The 16,961-nt window shown below is 72.3% G+C and carries 16 protein-coding genes; 6 read left to right on the top strand and 10 right to left on the bottom strand.

Annotation, left to right across the window (positions count from 1 at the left end; genetic code table 11):
* From GT358_RS12390 to GT358_RS12415, 6 genes are all read right to left on the bottom strand, one after another.
* Positions 1-469, bottom strand: a 469-nt coding sequence (locus GT358_RS12390) for an acetoacetate decarboxylase family protein (protein WP_166582947.1), incomplete at its 3' end; no start/stop codon positions are given.
* A gap of 11 nt (positions 470-480) precedes the next feature.
* Entirely contained in the window at positions 481-1,203 is a 723-nt protein-coding gene (locus tag GT358_RS12395; RefSeq protein ID WP_166582948.1) for a FadR/GntR family transcriptional regulator, read from the bottom strand.
* The gene (locus GT358_RS12400) at positions 1,200-2,174 is read right to left on the bottom strand and encodes an ABC transporter permease (protein ID WP_166582949.1); all 975 of its coding nucleotides are present in this window, start codon (positions 2,172-2,174) and stop codon (positions 1,200-1,202) included. Before GT358_RS12400 ends, GT358_RS12395 begins: the two co-directional genes overlap by 4 nt.
* A complete protein-coding gene (locus tag GT358_RS12405; protein ID WP_166582950.1) occupies positions 2,171-3,211 on the bottom strand; it encodes an ABC transporter permease in 1,041 nt (346 codons plus the stop codon). Before GT358_RS12405 ends, GT358_RS12400 begins: the two co-directional genes overlap by 4 nt.
* Positions 3,208-4,710 (bottom strand): sugar ABC transporter ATP-binding protein, encoded by a 1,503-nt coding sequence (locus GT358_RS12410; RefSeq protein WP_166582951.1) that lies wholly within the window; start codon positions 4,708-4,710, stop codon positions 3,208-3,210. Before GT358_RS12410 ends, GT358_RS12405 begins: the two co-directional genes overlap by 4 nt.
* Before the next feature lie 70 nt (positions 4,711-4,780).
* A complete protein-coding gene (locus GT358_RS12415; RefSeq protein ID WP_208103510.1) occupies positions 4,781-5,821 on the bottom strand; it encodes a rhamnose ABC transporter substrate-binding protein in 1,041 nt (346 codons plus the stop codon).
* Between the two features lie 156 nt (positions 5,822-5,977).
* Between GT358_RS12415 and fni the strand changes: the two genes are divergently transcribed.
* On the top strand, positions 5,978-6,991 hold the full coding sequence (gene fni / locus GT358_RS12420) for a type 2 isopentenyl-diphosphate Delta-isomerase (protein WP_166582953.1): 1,014 nt from the start codon (positions 5,978-5,980) through the stop codon (positions 6,989-6,991).
* On the opposite strand, the gene hpnE is transcribed toward fni, so the two are convergent.
* The 3 genes from hpnE to GT358_RS12435 are packed head-to-tail and all read right to left on the bottom strand — an operon-like array spanning position 6,983 to position 9,965.
* Positions 6,983-8,230, bottom strand: coding sequence for a hydroxysqualene dehydroxylase HpnE (gene hpnE / locus GT358_RS12425; RefSeq protein WP_166582954.1), 1,248 nt, complete (start codon positions 8,228-8,230; stop codon positions 6,983-6,985). The genes fni and hpnE overlap by 9 nt on opposite strands.
* The gene (locus GT358_RS12430; protein WP_166582955.1) at positions 8,227-9,132 is read right to left on the bottom strand and encodes a squalene/phytoene synthase family protein; all 906 of its coding nucleotides are present in this window, start codon (positions 9,130-9,132) and stop codon (positions 8,227-8,229) included. Before GT358_RS12430 ends, hpnE begins: the two co-directional genes overlap by 4 nt.
* On the bottom strand, positions 9,129-9,965 hold the full coding sequence (locus GT358_RS12435; protein WP_166582956.1) for a squalene/phytoene synthase family protein: 837 nt from the start codon (positions 9,963-9,965) through the stop codon (positions 9,129-9,131). Before GT358_RS12435 ends, GT358_RS12430 begins: the two co-directional genes overlap by 4 nt.
* 125 nt (positions 9,966-10,090) lie before the next feature.
* Between GT358_RS12435 and GT358_RS12440 the strand changes: the two genes are divergently transcribed.
* Genes GT358_RS12440 through GT358_RS12460 form a run of 5 tightly spaced genes read left to right on the top strand, consistent with a single transcriptional unit; the run spans position 10,091 to position 15,556 of the window.
* Positions 10,091-10,519, top strand: a complete 429-nt coding sequence (locus tag GT358_RS12440) for a DUF2141 domain-containing protein (RefSeq protein ID WP_166582957.1) — start codon at positions 10,091-10,093, stop codon at positions 10,517-10,519.
* A gap of 58 nt (positions 10,520-10,577) precedes the next feature.
* Entirely contained in the window at positions 10,578-12,149 is a 1,572-nt protein-coding gene (crtI, locus tag GT358_RS12445; RefSeq protein ID WP_243730870.1) for a phytoene desaturase family protein, read from the top strand.
* Entirely contained in the window at positions 12,146-13,675 is a 1,530-nt protein-coding gene (locus GT358_RS12450; RefSeq protein WP_166582958.1) for an NAD(P)/FAD-dependent oxidoreductase, read from the top strand. Before crtI ends, GT358_RS12450 begins: the two co-directional genes overlap by 4 nt.
* Positions 13,662-14,441 (top strand): lysophospholipid acyltransferase family protein, encoded by a 780-nt coding sequence (locus GT358_RS12455; protein ID WP_166582959.1) that lies wholly within the window; start codon positions 13,662-13,664, stop codon positions 14,439-14,441. The genes GT358_RS12450 and GT358_RS12455 overlap by 14 nt, the downstream gene beginning before the upstream one ends.
* Positions 14,438-15,556, top strand: a complete 1,119-nt coding sequence (locus tag GT358_RS12460) for a glycosyltransferase family 2 protein (protein ID WP_371416287.1) — start codon at positions 14,438-14,440, stop codon at positions 15,554-15,556. Before GT358_RS12455 ends, GT358_RS12460 begins: the two co-directional genes overlap by 4 nt.
* Here the strand turns inward: GT358_RS12460 and GT358_RS12465 are convergent.
* Positions 15,553-16,959: an aldehyde dehydrogenase family protein gene (locus GT358_RS12465; protein WP_166582960.1), complete on the bottom strand. Its 1,407-nt coding sequence runs from the start codon at positions 16,957-16,959 to the stop codon at positions 15,553-15,555. The genes GT358_RS12460 and GT358_RS12465 overlap by 4 nt on opposite strands.
* Positions 16,960-16,961: the final 2 nt, after the last annotated feature.

The following is a 16,961-nucleotide window of genomic DNA, read 5'->3' on the forward strand; positions in this document are numbered from 1 at the left end:
ACACGATTTGTGCAACAGAGCCCGTCACGATGTCGATGCCGTTGCGGACGATGCGGCCCACGATCAGGTCGCCGCGCATCTCGATGGAGGGCTCGGCCAGCTTCTTGGGCTGCCCGTGGATCTCGCGCCCGTGCGCCACCCCCACCTCCGAGGACAGGAACAGGTAGGGCGAATAGGCGCCCGCCTCGCCGCCGGGCAGCGCAGCGCCGACCATGACGTTGGCCTCGCGATAGGGGCCGAGCCAGTCGGTGTCGTTCATGCGGTAGAGGTGGATCATCACCGCATCGCCCGTGGGCACGAGCGGCTCGGGCAGGAGCGCGGCCACGGCCTCCCGATCGGTGCGGTAGCAGAGCGTGAGCACGTCCACGTCGCGGAACGAGAACGGGAAGCGCGGGATCGTGGGGGCATCGAGCGGTGTGGAGAAGCCGCCCCTGACGATGTCCTCGCGCCGGTTGCCCTGTCGCGGCATGCCGTTCCTCCTCAGGCGCCCGTCGCGTCGCGCAGGGCGGCGCGGACGTTGCGCATGTGCTCGCGCATGGCCTCCTCCGCGCCGGCGGCATCGCGGGCGGCGAGCGCCGCCACGAGACGCTGGTGATCCGCGATGCTGCGCAGGCGCACCGCCTTGCGCTTCTGGAAGGCCTTGCGGCCCTGATCCCCCAAGACCTGCAGGAGGCGCCCGAAGCGGGTCAGGAAGGGATTGCCGGCCGCCTCCAGGATGGTCTTGTGCAGCTCCACATCCGTGTCCGAGAAGAGCTCGGCATCCTCCGGCGCGCCGAGCTGGAGCGCGACGAGGTCGTCGAGCCGCGCGATCTCCCGATCGGTCAGCCGCGGGGCCGCCAGACGGGCGAGCAGGGGTTCGTATTCGATGCGCGCCTCGAAGAGCGTGGCCATGTCCCCCGCGCCGAGGGTCACAAAGAGGTCGAGCGGCCGCAGCGGCCCCTCGGGATCGGGGGTGGTGACGACGGCGCCGGCACCGTGGCGGATCTCCAGCACGCCGAGGATGGCGAGGGCGCGCAGCGCCTCCCGCAGGGTGGGTCGGCTCACGGCGAGAAGGCTGGCCAGTTCGCGCTCGGGCGGCAGGCGGTCGCCGGGCCTGAGCTGGCCCGACCGCATCAGGTCGAGCACGCGCGAGACGACAAGGTCCGGCGTCGTCCGGCGCGGCAGGGGCGCGGTGAGTGCCTCGCGCGGGGAGAGGGCAGTCATGACACGGCCTCGGGCCGGTGGAGGACCCGCTGGAACCAGCCGCGGAACACGGGAACCATGACCGACAGGATCAGCAGGACCCCGAGGACGCCGGACTGGATGTGCCCCGTCAGGTTGGCGAGCGCCATCCCGTTGCGCAGGCTGAGGACGATCAGGATGGCGAGGACCGTTCCCGTGACCGAGCCCACGCCCCCGAAGATCGAGACGCCGCCGAGCAGCACGATGGTGATGATGTCGAGTTCGAAGCCCAGCGCAACATCGCCCCGCACCGCACCGACGCGGGCGGCGAACAGAAGGCCCGCCAGCGCCGCGACGCCGGAGGAGGCGACCAGCACCGCCGTCTTGACCCGTCCCACATCCACGCCGGAATACTCGGCCACAGCCCGGCTGGCGCCGATCACCGTGACCTGGCGGCCGAACACCGTCCTGTGGAGCAGGACCCAGGCCAGGGCCGCCATGGCGAAGAACAGGAGGATGGCAAACGGAAAGGGGCCGATCAGCGGCTTCTGTCCCAGGGCGTTGAACCAGGCCGGAAAGCCCCCGATGCCGCGATCCTCCACGAGGACGCGGGCGAGACCGCGGAAGGCGATCATGGTGGCCAGCGTCACCACCAGCGAGGGCAGGCCCACCCGGACGACCCAGAAGGCGTTGAATCCGCCGCAGGCCAGCCCCAGGAGCAGCACGAGCGGGATCGCGGCGGCGGCCGGAACGCCGGCCCCGTGGAGCCAGCCGAAGCTGCAGGCGGCCAGCCCCATCACGGAGGCCACGGACAGGTCGATCTCGCCGTTGATGATGACAAAGGTCATGGCGAGCGCGACGATGACCTTCTCGATGGACAGCTGGAACAGGTTGACCTGATTGCCCAGCGTCAGGAAGACGGGCGAGGCGAGCGCGTTCCAGGCGTAGAGCAGCACCAGCACGAGGAGGAGGAATCCCTCCCAGCTTGTCAGGCGCTCGCGCAGGGCGGTCATGGCCGGGCCTCGCCCGAGGGGGCCAGGGCGGGGCGGGCTCCGGGAAGGCTGCGCCGGGCCCGGCGGCGCAGCAGACGACGGGTCAGCAGCGCGTCGAGGGCCACCGCGCCCAGGATCAGGAAGCCCAGGACGGCTTCCCGCCAGAATTCGGAAACCAGCGCCCAGCGCACGAGGGAGGTGTCGATCAGGTCGATCAGGGTTGCCCCGATCAGCACGCCCAGGACCGAGCCCGACCCGCCGAAGATGTTGACCCCTCCCACGACCACCGCGCCGACCGAGCGCAGCTCCCATGACAGTCCCGCGACCACCGTGATGTTGCCGAAGCGGCTCAGGAACAGGAAGCCCGCCAGACCCGCCAGAGCGCCGGAGATCACGAAGGCCCGGAACACGGTCGCGCGCAGGTCGATCCCGGCAAAGGCGGCGGCGTCGGGGTTGGAGCCCACGGCGTAGAACTGGCGCCCCGCGCGCGTCCGCGCCAGCACGACATGCGCCACGATCACGACGGCCAGGGCGAGAAGCACCATCCAGCGCAGCTGGATGCCTTCCCAGCTCAGCGCGTTGGCTTGGGCGAAGGCCGGCACCCAGGCGGGCAGGGAGGCCATGGTGATCGAGGCGCCGCCCGAGAACTGGACCAGAAGCGACCGGAAGATGGCCAGCGTGCCCAGCGTCACGATGATCGAGGGCAGGGCGAAGCGGGAGACGAGAAAGCCGTTCACGGCTCCGAGGCAGCCCCCCATTGCCATTGCCACCAGGGGAACGAGGAGCGGCGGCAGGTCCGGAAACGCTCCGAGCAGCCCCCCGGTGGCGTAGGCCGTCGCCCCCACGATGGAGCCCACCGACAGGTCGATGTTGCGCGTGAGGACCACGAAGGCCTGTCCCACAGCGACGGGCAGGATGACGGCGACAGAGGTGGAGATGCGGTTGAAGAGGCGCGCATCCAGATAGTTGGGGATCTGGGTGGCGAAGAAGACCACCGTCAGCGCCAGCACGGCCAGAAGGACCAGCAGCCGGAGCGCGGGTGCGGAGAGCGGGGTCATGCTGCGGCCTCTCCGGCGCCGACGGCCAGGCGCATGACGGCTTCTTCCGAGGTCCGGGCGCCGGGCAGGTCTCCCACGAGACGACCTTCGCGCATCACGAGCACGCGGTCGGCCAGCGACAGGACCTCGGGCAGATCGGACGAGATCACGAGGATCGCCACCCCCTCGCCGGCCAGGTCGCGGAGGATGCGGTGCACCTCGGCCTTGGCGCCGATGTCGATGCCGCGGGTGGGTTCGTCCACGATCAGGATGCGCGGCGCGGTGTTGAGCCACTTGGCCAGCATCACCTTCTGCTGGTTGCCGCCCGACAGCGTGCCCACCGGCACCTCCGGCCCGGCGGCCTTGATGCGCATCGCATCGCGGAAGCGCAGGGCATCGGCCCGTTCGCGCGCGCGGTCGAGCAGCCCCCGGCCATCGCGATAGGCCTCGAGCCGGGGCAGGGTGATGTTGGCTTCGACAGACAGGCCGAGGGCCAGCCCGAGCTTGCGCCGGTCCTCCGGGACATAGGCGAGGCCCAGACGCATGGCGTCGCGGGGCGACCGGATGATGGCGGGTCTGCCCTCGATCTCGACCGTGCCCCGATCGGCCGGCGCGACTCCGAACAGGGCCAGCGCGACGTCCGTGCGCCGCGCCCCGACCAGCCCTGCCAGGCAGACGATCTCGCCTGCGGCCAGTTCGAAGGAGATGTCCTCGAAAACCCCGGTGCGACCCAGCCGCCGGACGGCAAGGACACGTTGCCCGGTCGCGCGGGACGGAGTCCGGGCGAAGCGGCCTTCCATGTCGCGGCCCACCATCTCGGAGACGAGGCCCGCCTGGGTCACTTCGGATCGCGGGCGGGTCGAGACGTGGCGGCCGTCGCGCATCACCGTCACCATGTCGGCCAGGGCGAAGACCTCCTCGAGCCGGTGGGAGATGTAGAGGACGGCCACCCCTTCGGCCCGCAGGGCGCGCGCGATGCCGTGCAGGCGGCCCACCTCGTGTTCGGACAGCGCGGCCGAGGGCTCGTCCATGATGAGGACGCGCACGCGCAGTCCGATGGCACGCGCGATCTCGACGGTCTGCTGCTCGGCCAGCGTCAGCTCGCCGGCCGGGCGCGAGGGGTCGAGCGCCACGCCGAGCCGGGCGATCAGGGCGGCGGCCTCGCGCTCGAGGCCGGCCCAGTCGATCCATGGCGGCCGGTCTTGGTGGGAGATGAAGATGTTCTCGGCCACCGAGAGGTCGGGAAAGACCATCGGTTCCTGGTAGATCGCCGCGATTCCCGCACGCTGGGCCTCCGCGGTGGAGCGGAAGCGGACCTCCTGCCCGTCCACGAGGATGCTGCCCGACGAGGGCGGATGGAGGCCCGTCACCGTCTTGATGAGGGTGGACTTGCCCGCGCCGTTCTCGCCGACAAGCGCGTGGATCGTGCCCGCCCGCAGGGCGAAGGAGACGTCGTCGAGCGCGCGTGTCGGCCCGAACGTCTTGCTGACGCGGCGCAGCTCCAGGAGGGGTGCATCCATGACTGGCTGTCCCGGTGCGGCAGGAGCAGGCCGGCACCCTTCCGGAGCCGGCCCGCCCGAGGCCATTCTGCTATTGCGCGGCAGCCTCGACATTCTCGGCCGTATAGACCGTGAAGGGTCCCATCAGGACGCGCAAACCGTTGTCGCGAGTGGGATCGCGCTCGATCGTGTAGGTTCCCATCCGGCCGGCCTCGAAGGTCTGTCCCTCCGCCGCCTCGATGGCCCCCGTCGCCAGAAGGTAGCCGACATAATAGGCGAGGTAGCCGAGATCCACGAAGCTCCAGAGCGCGAATTGCGGCGCGCAGCCGTTGAGGGTGTAAGACACCATCTCGGCGGGCACGCCGAGGCCAGACACCTTGACGCGGTCGCACAACCCCTCGTCCTGCATCGCCTTGGCGGCCGCCACAATGCCGACGGAGGTCGGCGCCATGATGAGCTCGAGATCGGGATGGGCGTCCACGAGCGCAAGGGCGCGGTTATAGCTCACCTCCGACTGGTCGTCGCCATAGACGGTGTCCACGAGTTCGAGCCCGGCATATTTCTCGTCGGCGGCGAGGGCGGCCTGCATCGCAGCGATCCAGGCGTTCTGGTTGGCCGCGTCGGGCGTGGCCGAAAGGATCGCGAACTGCCCCTCGCCGTCCATGATCGAATGGGCCATGTCGGCCATCACGACGCCGATCTCGGCGAAGTCCACTTGCGCCACGAACAGGCTTTCGCCCTCGCCCGACGGGATCGGGCTGTCCCAGGTCACCACCCGGGTCCCCGCCTCCTGCGCGGCCTGCGCCGCGGGCACGATCTGGTCGCCGGCATTGTTGCTGAGAAGGACCACATCGCGCCCCTGCGAGGCGGCAGTGGTGAGGATCTCGATCTGCCCGGCGACCGAGTTCTCCGGGGTGGGGCCGGTATAGAGCAGCTCGCCCGGATTGCCGAGTTCGGCATGGGCCTCCTGGGCGCCGCGATGGGCCTGATCGAACGGCAGGATGCCGAGGAACTTCGGCAGCAGGACCATGTCCACCGCCTGGCCGGGCCCGGCCGTCGCGGCGTCCTGGGCGATCGCGGGGGCGCCGCAGAACGCGGCCACAGCCAGCGCGGAAAGGGTGAGATGACGCATCGGTGCTCCTCCCTGATCGAGCGTCCGGGCAGGTTCTGACGACCCGCCTCCTCCGGCATAGTGGTCTGACCAATTACCTTGTGTCAACGGATTGCGTCGCGCTTGCCGCGCGTGCCGCCCTGCGCCACCTCTGAGGAGCACCGAGGGAGGACCGCCGTGCCGAGCGACCGCAAGAACCAGCATCTGGACATCGTGCTGGCCGGACAGGCCGCCGGAGGAGGCGAAACGGGTCTCGACGCGGTCCGGTTCGTCCATGTGGCGCTGCCCGAACTCCATCTCGACGAGGTGGACCTGTCCACGACCTTTCTCGGCCGGCGCCTGGACGCCCCGCTTCTGGTCAGCTCCATGACGGGCGGGCCCGAAAGGGCCGAGACGATCAACCGCCATCTCGCCGAGGCCTGCGAGGCCCTGCGCCTGCCGCTCGCCGTGGGAAGCCAGCGCGTGGCGCTCGAAGGGAAGGGAGCGGGCGGTCTGGGCCGCGGCCTGCGCCGTCTGGCCCCTTCCGTCCCGATCCTCGCCAACTGGGGAGCGGCGCAGCTCAATACCGGCTTCGGCCCGGACGAGGCGCGCCGCGCCATCGACATGATCGAGGCCGATGCCCTGATCCTGCATCTCAATCCCCTGCAGGAGGCCGTCCAGCCCGAAGGCGACCGGGACTGGCGGGGGCTTCTGGGGCGGATCGAGGCGCTGGCGCGCACCCTGCCGGTGCCGCTGGTGGTCAAGGAGGTGGGGGCCGGCCTGTCGGGCCCGGTGGCCCGGCAATTGTGGGAGGCGGGGGTCGGCGTGCTGGACGTGGCCGGGGCCGGCGGCACGAGCTGGGCCCTGGTCGAGTCCGAGCGTGCCGCGGATGTCCGGGGCGCCGCCGTGGCCCGGGCCTTCGCCCGGTGGGGCATTCCCACCGCCGAGGCGATCGTCGCCGTTCGGGCGGCCTGCCCCGAGGCGGTGGTGATCGGCTCGGGCGGGATCCGCGACGGGGTGGATGCCGCGCGCGCCATCCGCCTCGGGGCCGATCTCGTGGGGCAGGCGGCGGGCCTGCTGGAGGCGGCTCTCCGGTCGGCCGAGGCGGTGGCCGACCATCTGGGCACGATGATCGCCCAGTTGCGCGTGGCCTGCTTCTGCACGGGCTCCCGGGACCTGTCGGCCCTGCGGCAGGCGGCCCTTCTAGCCTAGCAGGATCTGCGCCGCCCGGCGGCCCGACAGGACCGCTCCCTCCAGCGTCGCCGGCAGGCCGGTGGCGACGTGATCGCCCGCCAGCACGAGGTTGCGCAGCGCGGTCCGGCCCGCCGCGCGGCGCGCCGCTCCGGCGGGCGACTGGTCGAAGGTCGCCCAGCGCTCCCGCAGGAGGCGCGCGGCGAGGGGCGGCTCCTGCAGGCCGAGCGCCCGGGCCGTCTCGTCCCAGAGCCGCGCCAGGGCCTCCTTGCGGCCCAGCGACCAGGCCGGGCCGGCTTCCGCGGCCGAGATCGTCACGGACACCACGTCGTCGCGCAGGAACAGCCACTGGGCGGCTCCCCCCAGGAGCCCCAGGATGGGCGGCGCCCCCTCGGCCGCTCCCGCAGGAAGCCGGAAATGCGCGTTCAGGATGGCATGGCCCGGCTTCGGCAAGACGAGGCCGGGCAGGAGCGCGGCCAGCGCCTGCGGCGGCAAGGCCAGGACGACCCCGTCCCCGGGACCGAGCGGGACCCGCTCGCCCGCGATCCGAAGGACCGTCGCCCGGGTGCCGTCGGTCTCCACCGCCTCGAGCGGACGGCGGAACCGGATCGCGCTTCCCTTCTGCAAGAGCCGCGCGAGCGCCGGATCGACCAGCGCCGCGCCGAGCCCCTCCGGGGCGAGGACCGGCCGGGCCGCTGCGGCCCCGCGGCCGATCGACCGGATCAACGCCGCGCGCAAGAGGCTAGCCGAGGCGCGCTCGGGCGGCGTGTTGAGGACGGCGAGGCAGAGCGGCTCCCAGAAGCCGCGCCAGAGCGGCCCCCGGTCGCGCACGGCACCGGCGACGGTGGCGCGCGGCCCCGCGGTCAGAAGGCCGACCGCCCCGCGCAGGATCTCGCTCGCCCCCGCCCCCGGAGGGCGGCTTGCGGACCCGAGCGCACCAAGCGGCGACCGGGGCAGCCGGATGGTCCAGCGCCTGCCGGTGTCCAGATCGACAAACGGGAACGCGGCCTCGGACAGGGGCCGGAGGCGGTCGGCAGCGCCGATCCGTTCGGCATGGGAGAGCACCGCGCTGTTGGCCGTCAGGATGAGGTGGCTGCCGTTGTCTACCCGACGGCCCAGAACCTCGTCGAAATAGCTGCGACAGCGACCCCCCGCCTTGGGGGACGCTTCGTGCAGGTGGACCTCCACGCCCGCATCGGCCAGGTCGAGCGCGGCGGCCAGCCCGGCGAGCCCTGCACCCACCACATGAACGCGCCTCACGCCCCGACGCTCCGTCCGATCAGGCCACGCGCGGCGCAGGCCAGACCGTCGGCAGCCTTGCGCCAGCCGGGACGGACGGGTGGCGCCGCGCTCCAGTCGGTTTCCATGATCCGCAGAAGCCGCTCGTAGGGGCCCATCATCGCCAGGGCGGGGAGGATCGACCGCCAGCGATGGAGGCGGCCGAGCTGCTCGGCACGGAGGAACTGGCTGCGGGCGAGCCGGCCGAGCCGCGCCCGGGCCTCCGGCAGCGCGGGATGCCGCACCGCCAGACCCGGATCGGGAGGAATCCCGCACGAGGCCAGAAGGGGCGCCGGCAGGTAGAGGCGGCCGCGCGCCGCGTCCTCCTCCACGTCGCGCAGGATGTTGACAAGCTGCATCCCGCGCGCGAGCGCCAGCGCGAAGCAGGTGGATTCGGGACCGCGCCAGGCCCCGAACACCCGCATCGACAGCATCCCCGCAGCACCCGCCACGCAGCGGATGTAGCGGTCCAGCACGGCCGGTTCGGGAGCGACGATGGTGGCCGCGTCCATCCGCATCCCCTCCACCATCAGGTCGAACTCGGCGCGCGGCAGGTCATGGGCGGGAATCGCCCTGGCCAGCAGCCGGCCCACGGCGGTGCGGACGGGGCGGCCCTCGTAGAGGCTGGCGATCTCCTCGGCCCAGGCGTCCAGCGCCGCCTCGCGCGAGGCGGCTGGCAGACACCCGTCGGCAATGTCGTCCACGGAGCGGCAGAAGGCATAGACCGCGAGCATCGCCTCGCGCCGGGACCGCGGCAGAAGCCGCATGCCGATCACGAAGGACGACCCCGACGCCGCCACGAGACGACGCACCTCGGCAACCGGATCGCCAGCAGGCCCGACCGGCTCGCCCCTCGTCAGCAGCAGCCGGCCGGGGGCCGTCATGCGGCGCTCCGCGCTCCGGACGTGGCAGGCCGCAGCGCCGCAACCGCAAGACCCCTCAGACCGGCCCAGGCGAAGGCGGCCCGCGAGGGGGCGATGCGGTCCGCGAGCGGGTCGCCCCGCCGCAGGGCGTAGGCCAGCCCCCGCGCCAGCGTCAGCATCGCCGCGGCCTCGCCGGCCAGCCGGCGGGCGCACAGCCGCGCAGGCAGCGGCTCGGCAGCCGCCAGCAGCGCCTCGGCGCCCGCCAGCGTCCGTGCGATCACCCGTCCCAGAGCGGGCGTGGCGCGCGCGGCCGCCAGATCGGCGGGCCCCACCCCTTCGGCCGCAAGCCAGTCCCCCGGCAGGTAGCACCGGCCGAGCCGAACCTCGTCGTCGCGGATGTCCTGGACATGGTTGAGGATCTGAAGGGCTGCGCAGAGGGCGTCGGCCGGGCCCCGCGTCTCGGCGCCCTCGCCGTGCAGGTCGAGAAGGAAGCGCCCGACAGGCACGGCCGAATGACGGCAATATTCCATCAGGTCCTTCCAATCGGCCGCACGGATTCCCCCGGCATCGCGCCGGAAGGCCACAAGGAGCGCGCGCGCATGGCGGACGGCCTGCTCCGCCCCGAGCGGTCGGAGGGCAGCGAGGAGGGCCGCACCCTGGGCGGCGCCGCCCGGCCTCCCGTCGAGCCCGTCTTCGAAGGATTGCAGCCGGCGCAGCCGCTCCTCGGGCCGCAGACGGGGATCGTCGGCCGCATCGTCGGCAGCCCGGGCCCAGGCATAGAAGGCATGGACGGCAGGCCGCAGATCGGATCGGATCAGCACGGAGCCGACAGGGAAGTTCTCCCCCCGGCTCACCGGTTCCGGTCTCCGCCGCGTCTGTTCGCCACTTTTTTCCCGCTGCGACTGCACCGCATGGCCCTGTGTTCCGTAGAAAGGGGATAATGGTCAACCGGGCAAGGCCCCCCAGGGAAAGATGGAGCATGAGGGAGGTTTGGCAAAGCGGTCTCCGTCTGGCGGCGGCGGCAATGGCTCTCGGACCGGCTGCCGCGGCGGCGGCGGACCTGCGCATCGAGGTGGCGGGCCTGCGCAACACGGACGGGACGATCTTCGTGGCCGTCTGCACCGAAGCCGAGTTCCTGCGGCCCTTCTGTGCGCATGTGGGGGAGGCTCCGGCCGCGGCAGGCGTAGTGACCGTGACGGGAATTCCGCCGGGCACCTACGCCGTGCAGGTCGTCCACGACGAGAACGGCAACCGCCAGCTCGACCGCCCCGGTTTCCTGCCGCTGGAGGGGCTGGGCTTCTCGCGCGACGCGCCCATGCGCATGGGACCGCCACGCTGGGAGGATGCAGCCTTCGACCTGCCTTCCGAAGGCGCGGTCGTGCGGCTGACGATGCGCTACTTCCAATAAGGCGGCAACGGTGATCCAAAGGGGACGACGCGGCGGCGCGCCGCGGGGGACGGGACGGATGATGGGACGGAAGCGGAGCGTGGCCTCCAACAGACCGGCGCGGGTGATCGTGGTCGGCGCAGGGCCCGGAGGCCTCGCCGCGGCCATTCTTCTCGTGCAGGCGGGGGCGCGCGTCACGGTGCTGGAGGCGGCCGCGCGCGTGGGCGGGCGCAGCGCGGCCATCATGGCCGCAACGGAGGCCGGCACCTACCGGTTCGATACCGGCCCGACCTTCTTCCTCTATCCCGAGATCCTGCGCGAGATCTTCGCCGCGGTGGGCCGCGACCTCCACGAGGAGGTGCCCATGGTCCGGCTCGACCCCATGTACCGGCTGCTCTTCGAGGGAGGCGGACGCTTCGACGCCTCGGCCGAGGTGGAGCGCCTGCGCGCCGAGGTCGCCCGCATCCATCCGCCCGATGCGGCCGGCGTGGATCTCTGGCTTGCGGATAACGCCCGCAAGTTCGCGGCCTTCCGCCCGGTTCTGCAGAAGCCGTTCCTGGGCCTCGGCGCCTTCGCCGACCCCAAGCTCGCCCGCGCGCTGCCGCATCTGCGGCCCTGGGCGACCGTGGACGCGGATCTGGGGCGCTTCTTCCGCCACCCGCTCGTGCGGCTCGCCTTCTCGTTCCAGTCCAAGTATCTGGGCATGTCGCCCTTCAAGTGCCCGTCTCTGTTCACCATCCTCGCGCATCTGGAATATGCGCACGGGGTCTGGCACCCCTTGGGCGGGTGCAATGCCGTGGTCGAGGCCATGGCCCGCATCGCCGGTCAGATGGGGGTGGAGATCCGCCTCAACGAGCCGGCCGAGGCGATCCGGTTCGAGGGACGCCGCGCCACCGGCGTGCGGACCGCGCGCGGGTCCGAGCCCGCCGATGCCGTGGTGGTCAATGCCGACTTCGCCCATGCCATCCGCCGCCTCGTGCCCAATGCGCTGCGGCGGCGCTGGACCGACGAGCGGATCGACGCCAAGGCCTTCTCCTGCTCGACCTTCATGCTTTATCTCGGGCTCGACACCGTGCTCGAAGGCGTCGCTCATCACACGATCGCGCTGAGCCGCGACTATGCCGGCAACCTGCGCGCCATCGAGGAGGGCCGCGCGCCCGAGGCGCCCTCCATCTACGTCCAGAACGCGAGCCCCACGGACCCCTCGCTCGCGCCTCCCGGCCACTCGGCGCTCTATGTGCTGGTCCCTGTAGGCAACCTGTCGGGCGGCGAGGATTGGGGCCGGATCGCCCCAGCCTATCGCGAGGCCGTGCTCGACCGTCTGGCGGGCTTTCTCGGCCGCGACCTGCGGCCCCATATCCGGTGGGAGCGGATGGTGACGCCCGCCGACTGGGCCGCGCAGGGCATCCATCTGGGTGCGACCTTCAACCTCGCCCACAATCTGGGCCAGATGCTGCATCGTCGGCCGCGCAACCGGTTCGAGGACGTGGCCGGGGTCTATCTCACCGGCGGGGGGACGCATCCGGGCAGCGGCCTGCCCACCATCTTCGAGAGCGCGCGCATCGCCAGCCGGCTGATCGCGGGCGATCTCGGGCTCGATGCGGGCACCTGGGCGGCGCGGCAGACGGCTTGGCAGGAGGCGGCGGAATGAGCACGGTCGGCATCATCGGAGGAGGGCTCGGCGGCCTCGCGGCGGCCTGCACGCTGGCCGCGCGCGGCCACAGGGTCACGCTTCTGGAAAAGAACGCCTGGCTGGGCGGCAAGGCTGCGCTGCTGGAGGAGGGGGGCTTCCGCTTCGACATGGGGCCCACGATCCTGACCATGCCGCGCGTTCTCGAGCGCGTCTTCGCCGAGGCCGGCCGGCGCCTCGGGGATTATCTCGACCTCGTGCGCCTCGATCCGCAATGGCGCTGCTTCTACGACGACGGCACCGTGCTCGACCTGCGCGGGGAGGAGCGGGCCGCGCGCGAGGCGATCGCCGCGATCAGCCCCCACGACTCGAAGGGCTTCGACGACTTCATGGCCGTCGCGCGGCGCCTCGCCGACGTCTCGGACCGCTTCTTCTTCTGGAAGTCCGTCGAGGACCTGCGCGACACAATGAATGTTCGCGCCAACATGAACCTCTCCACCCTCGCGGACGTGCTCTCGCTGCGGATGCACCGGACAGTGGCTGGCCAGATCAAGCGCAACATCGCCGATGCCCGCGTGCGCCAGATGCTCGAGCATTTCATCCAGTATGTGGGCAGCAGCCCCCTCGGCGCCCCGGCCGTGCTCTGCGGCATCGCGCAGATGCAGATGGGCGAAGGGGTCTGGTACCCGATGGGCGGCACCCGCGCCGTGCCTCTCGCGCTCACCCGTCTGGCCGAGGAGCTGGGCGTGGACCTGCGTCCCGGCACGGATGTGAGCCGCATCGAGACCGAAGGCGGCCGTGCCGTCGCGATCCGCACCGCATCCGGCGAGCGCCTCGCCTTCGACCGGATCGTGTCCAACATGGATTCGGTGCGCACCTACCGCGAACTGGTCGGCGGGGCCGCGTGGGAGAGCTTCCGCAAGGGCCGCCGGCGCGAGCCCGCCTGCTCGGGCGTGGTGCTCTATCTGGGTCTCGACCGGGCCTACGACCACCTCGCGCACCACAATTTCGTCTTCTCGCGCGATCCCGAGGAGGAATTCGGCGCCATCTACGACCGGGGCGAGCCCGCGCCCGACCCGACCGCCTATATCGCCGCTCCCGCCCGCACCGAGCCTGCCGTCGCCCCTCCGGGCGGCGAGGCTCTCTATGTGCTGGTCCATACGCCCTATCTGCGGCCGCATCACGACTGGGCGCGGATGCTGCCCGCCTATCGCCGCGTGATCCTCGACAAGCTCGCGCGGACGGCCGGCATGGCCGACCTGGAGGAGCGCATCGTCGTGGAACGCGTCCTGACCCCGCAGGACATCCATGACCGCTACCGCGTGCTCGACGGCGCGATCTACGGACTGGCTTCGCACGGCAAGGTTCTGGGGGCGTTCAAGCCGGGCAACCGGTCGCGGCAGGTCGCGGGCCTCTATCTCGCCGGGGGCTCGGCCCATCCTGGTCCGGGCATGCCCATGGCGCTGATGTCGGGCTGGATCGCGGCCGACACGCTTCACGCGGACGCCACGCGCAACGCCCCTGCGGAGAGCCATGCCGCCGAGTGACGACCCCGTCGCGCTGCGCTCGGCCCCCGTCGCGGCCTTCTTCGCCCGGATCATGACCCACCAGATGCGCGGCGCCTTTCGCGCCGTGCGCCTGCTGCGGCCGGGCCTGCCGGACCTGCCTGCCGGGCGCCCCCTCGTCGTGGTCGCCAACCATCCCTCCTGGTGGGACCCCGCCTTCTTCATCGTGCTTCATGCACGCCTGTTCGCCGCGCGCGAAGGGTATGGCCCGATGGAGGCGGCGATGCTCGCCCGCTACGGCTTCTTCCGCCGCATCGGGACCTTCGGCGTGCCCGACGGGCGCGCGGGCGCTGCGGCCTTCCTGCGCATCGGCGAACATGTCCTGGCCAGCCCCCGCCGGATGCTTTGGGTGCCCGCCCAAGGGCGTTTCGCCGACCCGCGCGAGCGCCCGCTGGGCCTGCGCCCCGGCGCGGCCCATCTGCTCGCGCGCGTGCCGGAGGCCGTCGCCCTGCCGCTCGCGCTCGAATATCCGTTCTGGACCGAACGCCGCCCCGAGGCCCTCGCCGCCTTCGGGACCCCCCTCGTCGAGCAGGACGATGCCCGCGGCTGGGCTCGACGGCTCGAAGAGGCGGCCACGGCCGCCGCCGACCGTCTGGCCGAGGCCGCCATCGCCAGGGATCCGGCACTGTTCGTCACCCTGCTGGGCGGCCGACGCGGGCCGGGCGGCGTCTGGGGCGGCTGGGAGCGACTGCGCGCGGCCTGGCGCGGCGAGCGCCACAGGCCCGATCACCGACCGGAGGAGCCGTGACCCTGATCGTCCTGTCCGCCGCCTCGCTGGCGCTCGCGACCCTGTTCGCCGTCATGGTGGCGCTCAACCTGCGCCTCTACCGTCCGCCGCCGCGGGCCGCGGCGGCGCCTGCGCGGCTCTCCGTGCTGATCCCTGCCCGCGACGAGGCGGCCAACATCCCCCCGCTTCTCGCATCCGTGCTCGCCTCGCGCGGGGTGGAGATGGAGGTGCTGGTGCTGGACGACGGCTCGTCGGACGGGACGGCCGATCTGGTGGAGGCGGCGGCTGCGCGAGACGGGCGCGTCCGGCTGCTCCGCGGCGCGCCGCTGCCGCCGGGCTGGGTCGGCAAGCCCCATGCCTGCTGGCAGCTCGCCCGCGCCGCGCGCGAGCCGCTGCTCGTGTTTCTCGATGCCGACGTGCGGGTGCATCCGGACGCGCTCGCGCGCCTTGCGGCCTTTGTCGATTCCGAGGGCCTGGGCTTGGCGTCGGGCTTTCCGCGACAGATCACCCGCACCTGGGGCGAGCGGCTCGTCGTGCCGCAGATCATGACCGTGCTTCTGGGCTATCTGCCGATGTTCGCGGCCCGGGGCCGCCCCTCCGATCCGCGCTTTGCCGCCGCATGCGGGCAGATCATGGCCGTGCGGCGTGACGCCTACGAGGCCGCCGGCGGACACCGGGCGGTCGGCGCCCTGCTGCATGACGGGATCGCCCTCGCCCGGGCGGTGCGGCGGGCGGGGTTCGCCACCGACCTGTGCGATCTCTCGCCGCTCGCATCCTGCCGCATGTACGAGGATTGGCGCTCCGTCTGGTCGGGCTTCAGCAAGAACGCGCGCGAGGGCATGGCGACCCCTGCGGGATTGCCCCTCTGGACGCTGCTTCTGGGCGGAGGCCACGTTCTGCCGCTGCTGCTCATCCCCTGGGGCATCGTGGCGCAGGACTGGGCCGCGGCCGGTCTTGCAACGGCGGCGGCGGCCCTGTCCTGGCTGGCGGCCGCCGCGGCGGGACGGCGGACCGGGGCGGACGGCTGGGGCATGGCGCTGCACCCGCTCGGCGTGCTCGTCACGCTGGCGATCCAGTGGAACGCGCTCCTGCGCCGCCCGCGCGCCGTCTGGAGAGGCCGCGCCTACGAGGCCTAGCGGATGAGCCAGCGCAGGAGGCGGTCCATCGCCCGCCCGTAGGGCGGTCGCGCCATCGCCGCGGGCATCCATCGCCCGGCCACCATCACGCTGCGCGGCCGGGTGAGCGCCAGAAACCCCTCCTCGCCATGATAGGCTCCCATGCCCGACTCCCCGGCGCCTCCGAAGGGCAGCGAATGGGCCGCCACATGCAGAAGCGTGTCGTTGACCATGGCACCGCCCGATCGGACCCGCGCCACCACCCCTTCGGCCGCAGCCGTGTCCCGCCCGAAGACATAAAGGGCAAGCGGACAGGGCCGCGCATTGGCAAAGGCCTCGGCCTCGGCCGGATCGTCATAGGGCACGAGCGGCAGGATGGGGCCGAAGATCTCCTCGCGCATCAGGCGCGAATCGGGATCGGGATCGAGGACCGCAAAGGGCCCGAGCCGCGGCGCCTCCGGCATCGGATCCATCAGCGGCACGGTCTGGTAACCCTCGAGCAGCCCGAGCAGCCGGTCGCGGTCGCCGGCGCGCGCCAGGGCGGCATAGTCGGGCCGCGCCGGATCGGGATGGAGCCGAGCCGCGGCGCGGCGCAGCGCCTCCACCATCTCCCCGACCCGGCGGCGCGGCACCAGCGCGTAATCCGGCGCCACGCAGGTCTGGCCGGCCGAAAAGAGCTTGCCCGCCATGATCGACAGGGCGGCGGCATCCATGTCCGCGTCCGGCAGGATGATCGCCGGCGACTTGCCGCCCAGTTCGAGGACCAGCGGCACGAGGTTCTCGGCCGCTGCACGGGCGACCTTGCGGCCCGTCGCCGTGGACCCCGTGAAGAACAGACCGTCGAGCGGCAGGCTCGAGACGGCTGCCGCCACCTCGGGCCCCCCCGTGACCACGCGCACCACGTCGCCGGGCAGGGCCCCCTCGATCAGACGGGCGAGCGCCTCGGCCGTCCGCGGCGTGAACTCGGACGGCTTCACGAGCGCCCGGTTGCCCCCCGCCAGGGCGGTGGCAAGCGGCAGCAGCGCAAGCTGCACGGGATAGTTCCAAGGCGCGAGGATGCCCACCCGCCCCAGCGGCACCCGCTCGACCCGGGCACGGGCCGACAGGAATTCGGGGGGCAGGCGCGGGCGGCGCGGTCGCATCCAACGGCCCAGCCGCCGCGCCGTCCAGTCGATGGAGGACAGGACCAGCCCGACCTCCGCCACCAGCGTCTCGGCCCGGGGCCGGCCGCCGAAATCCGCATCCACCGCCCGTGCCAGATCCTCGGCCGCGCGGCGGGTGGCCGCACGCAGGGCCATGAGCCACGCGCGCCGTTCGGCCAGCGGCGGCACCCTGGGAGAGGCATCGAGCGCATCGAAGGCCGTCCGCACCACCTGGCGGATCTCCGGTCGCGTGTCGGCAACGTCGGGCCCTGCACCGTCCATGC

It is taken from the genome of Rubellimicrobium sp. CFH 75288, from assembly GCF_009904055.1.
GTDB lineage: Bacteria > Pseudomonadota > Alphaproteobacteria > Rhodobacterales > Rhodobacteraceae > Rubellimicrobium.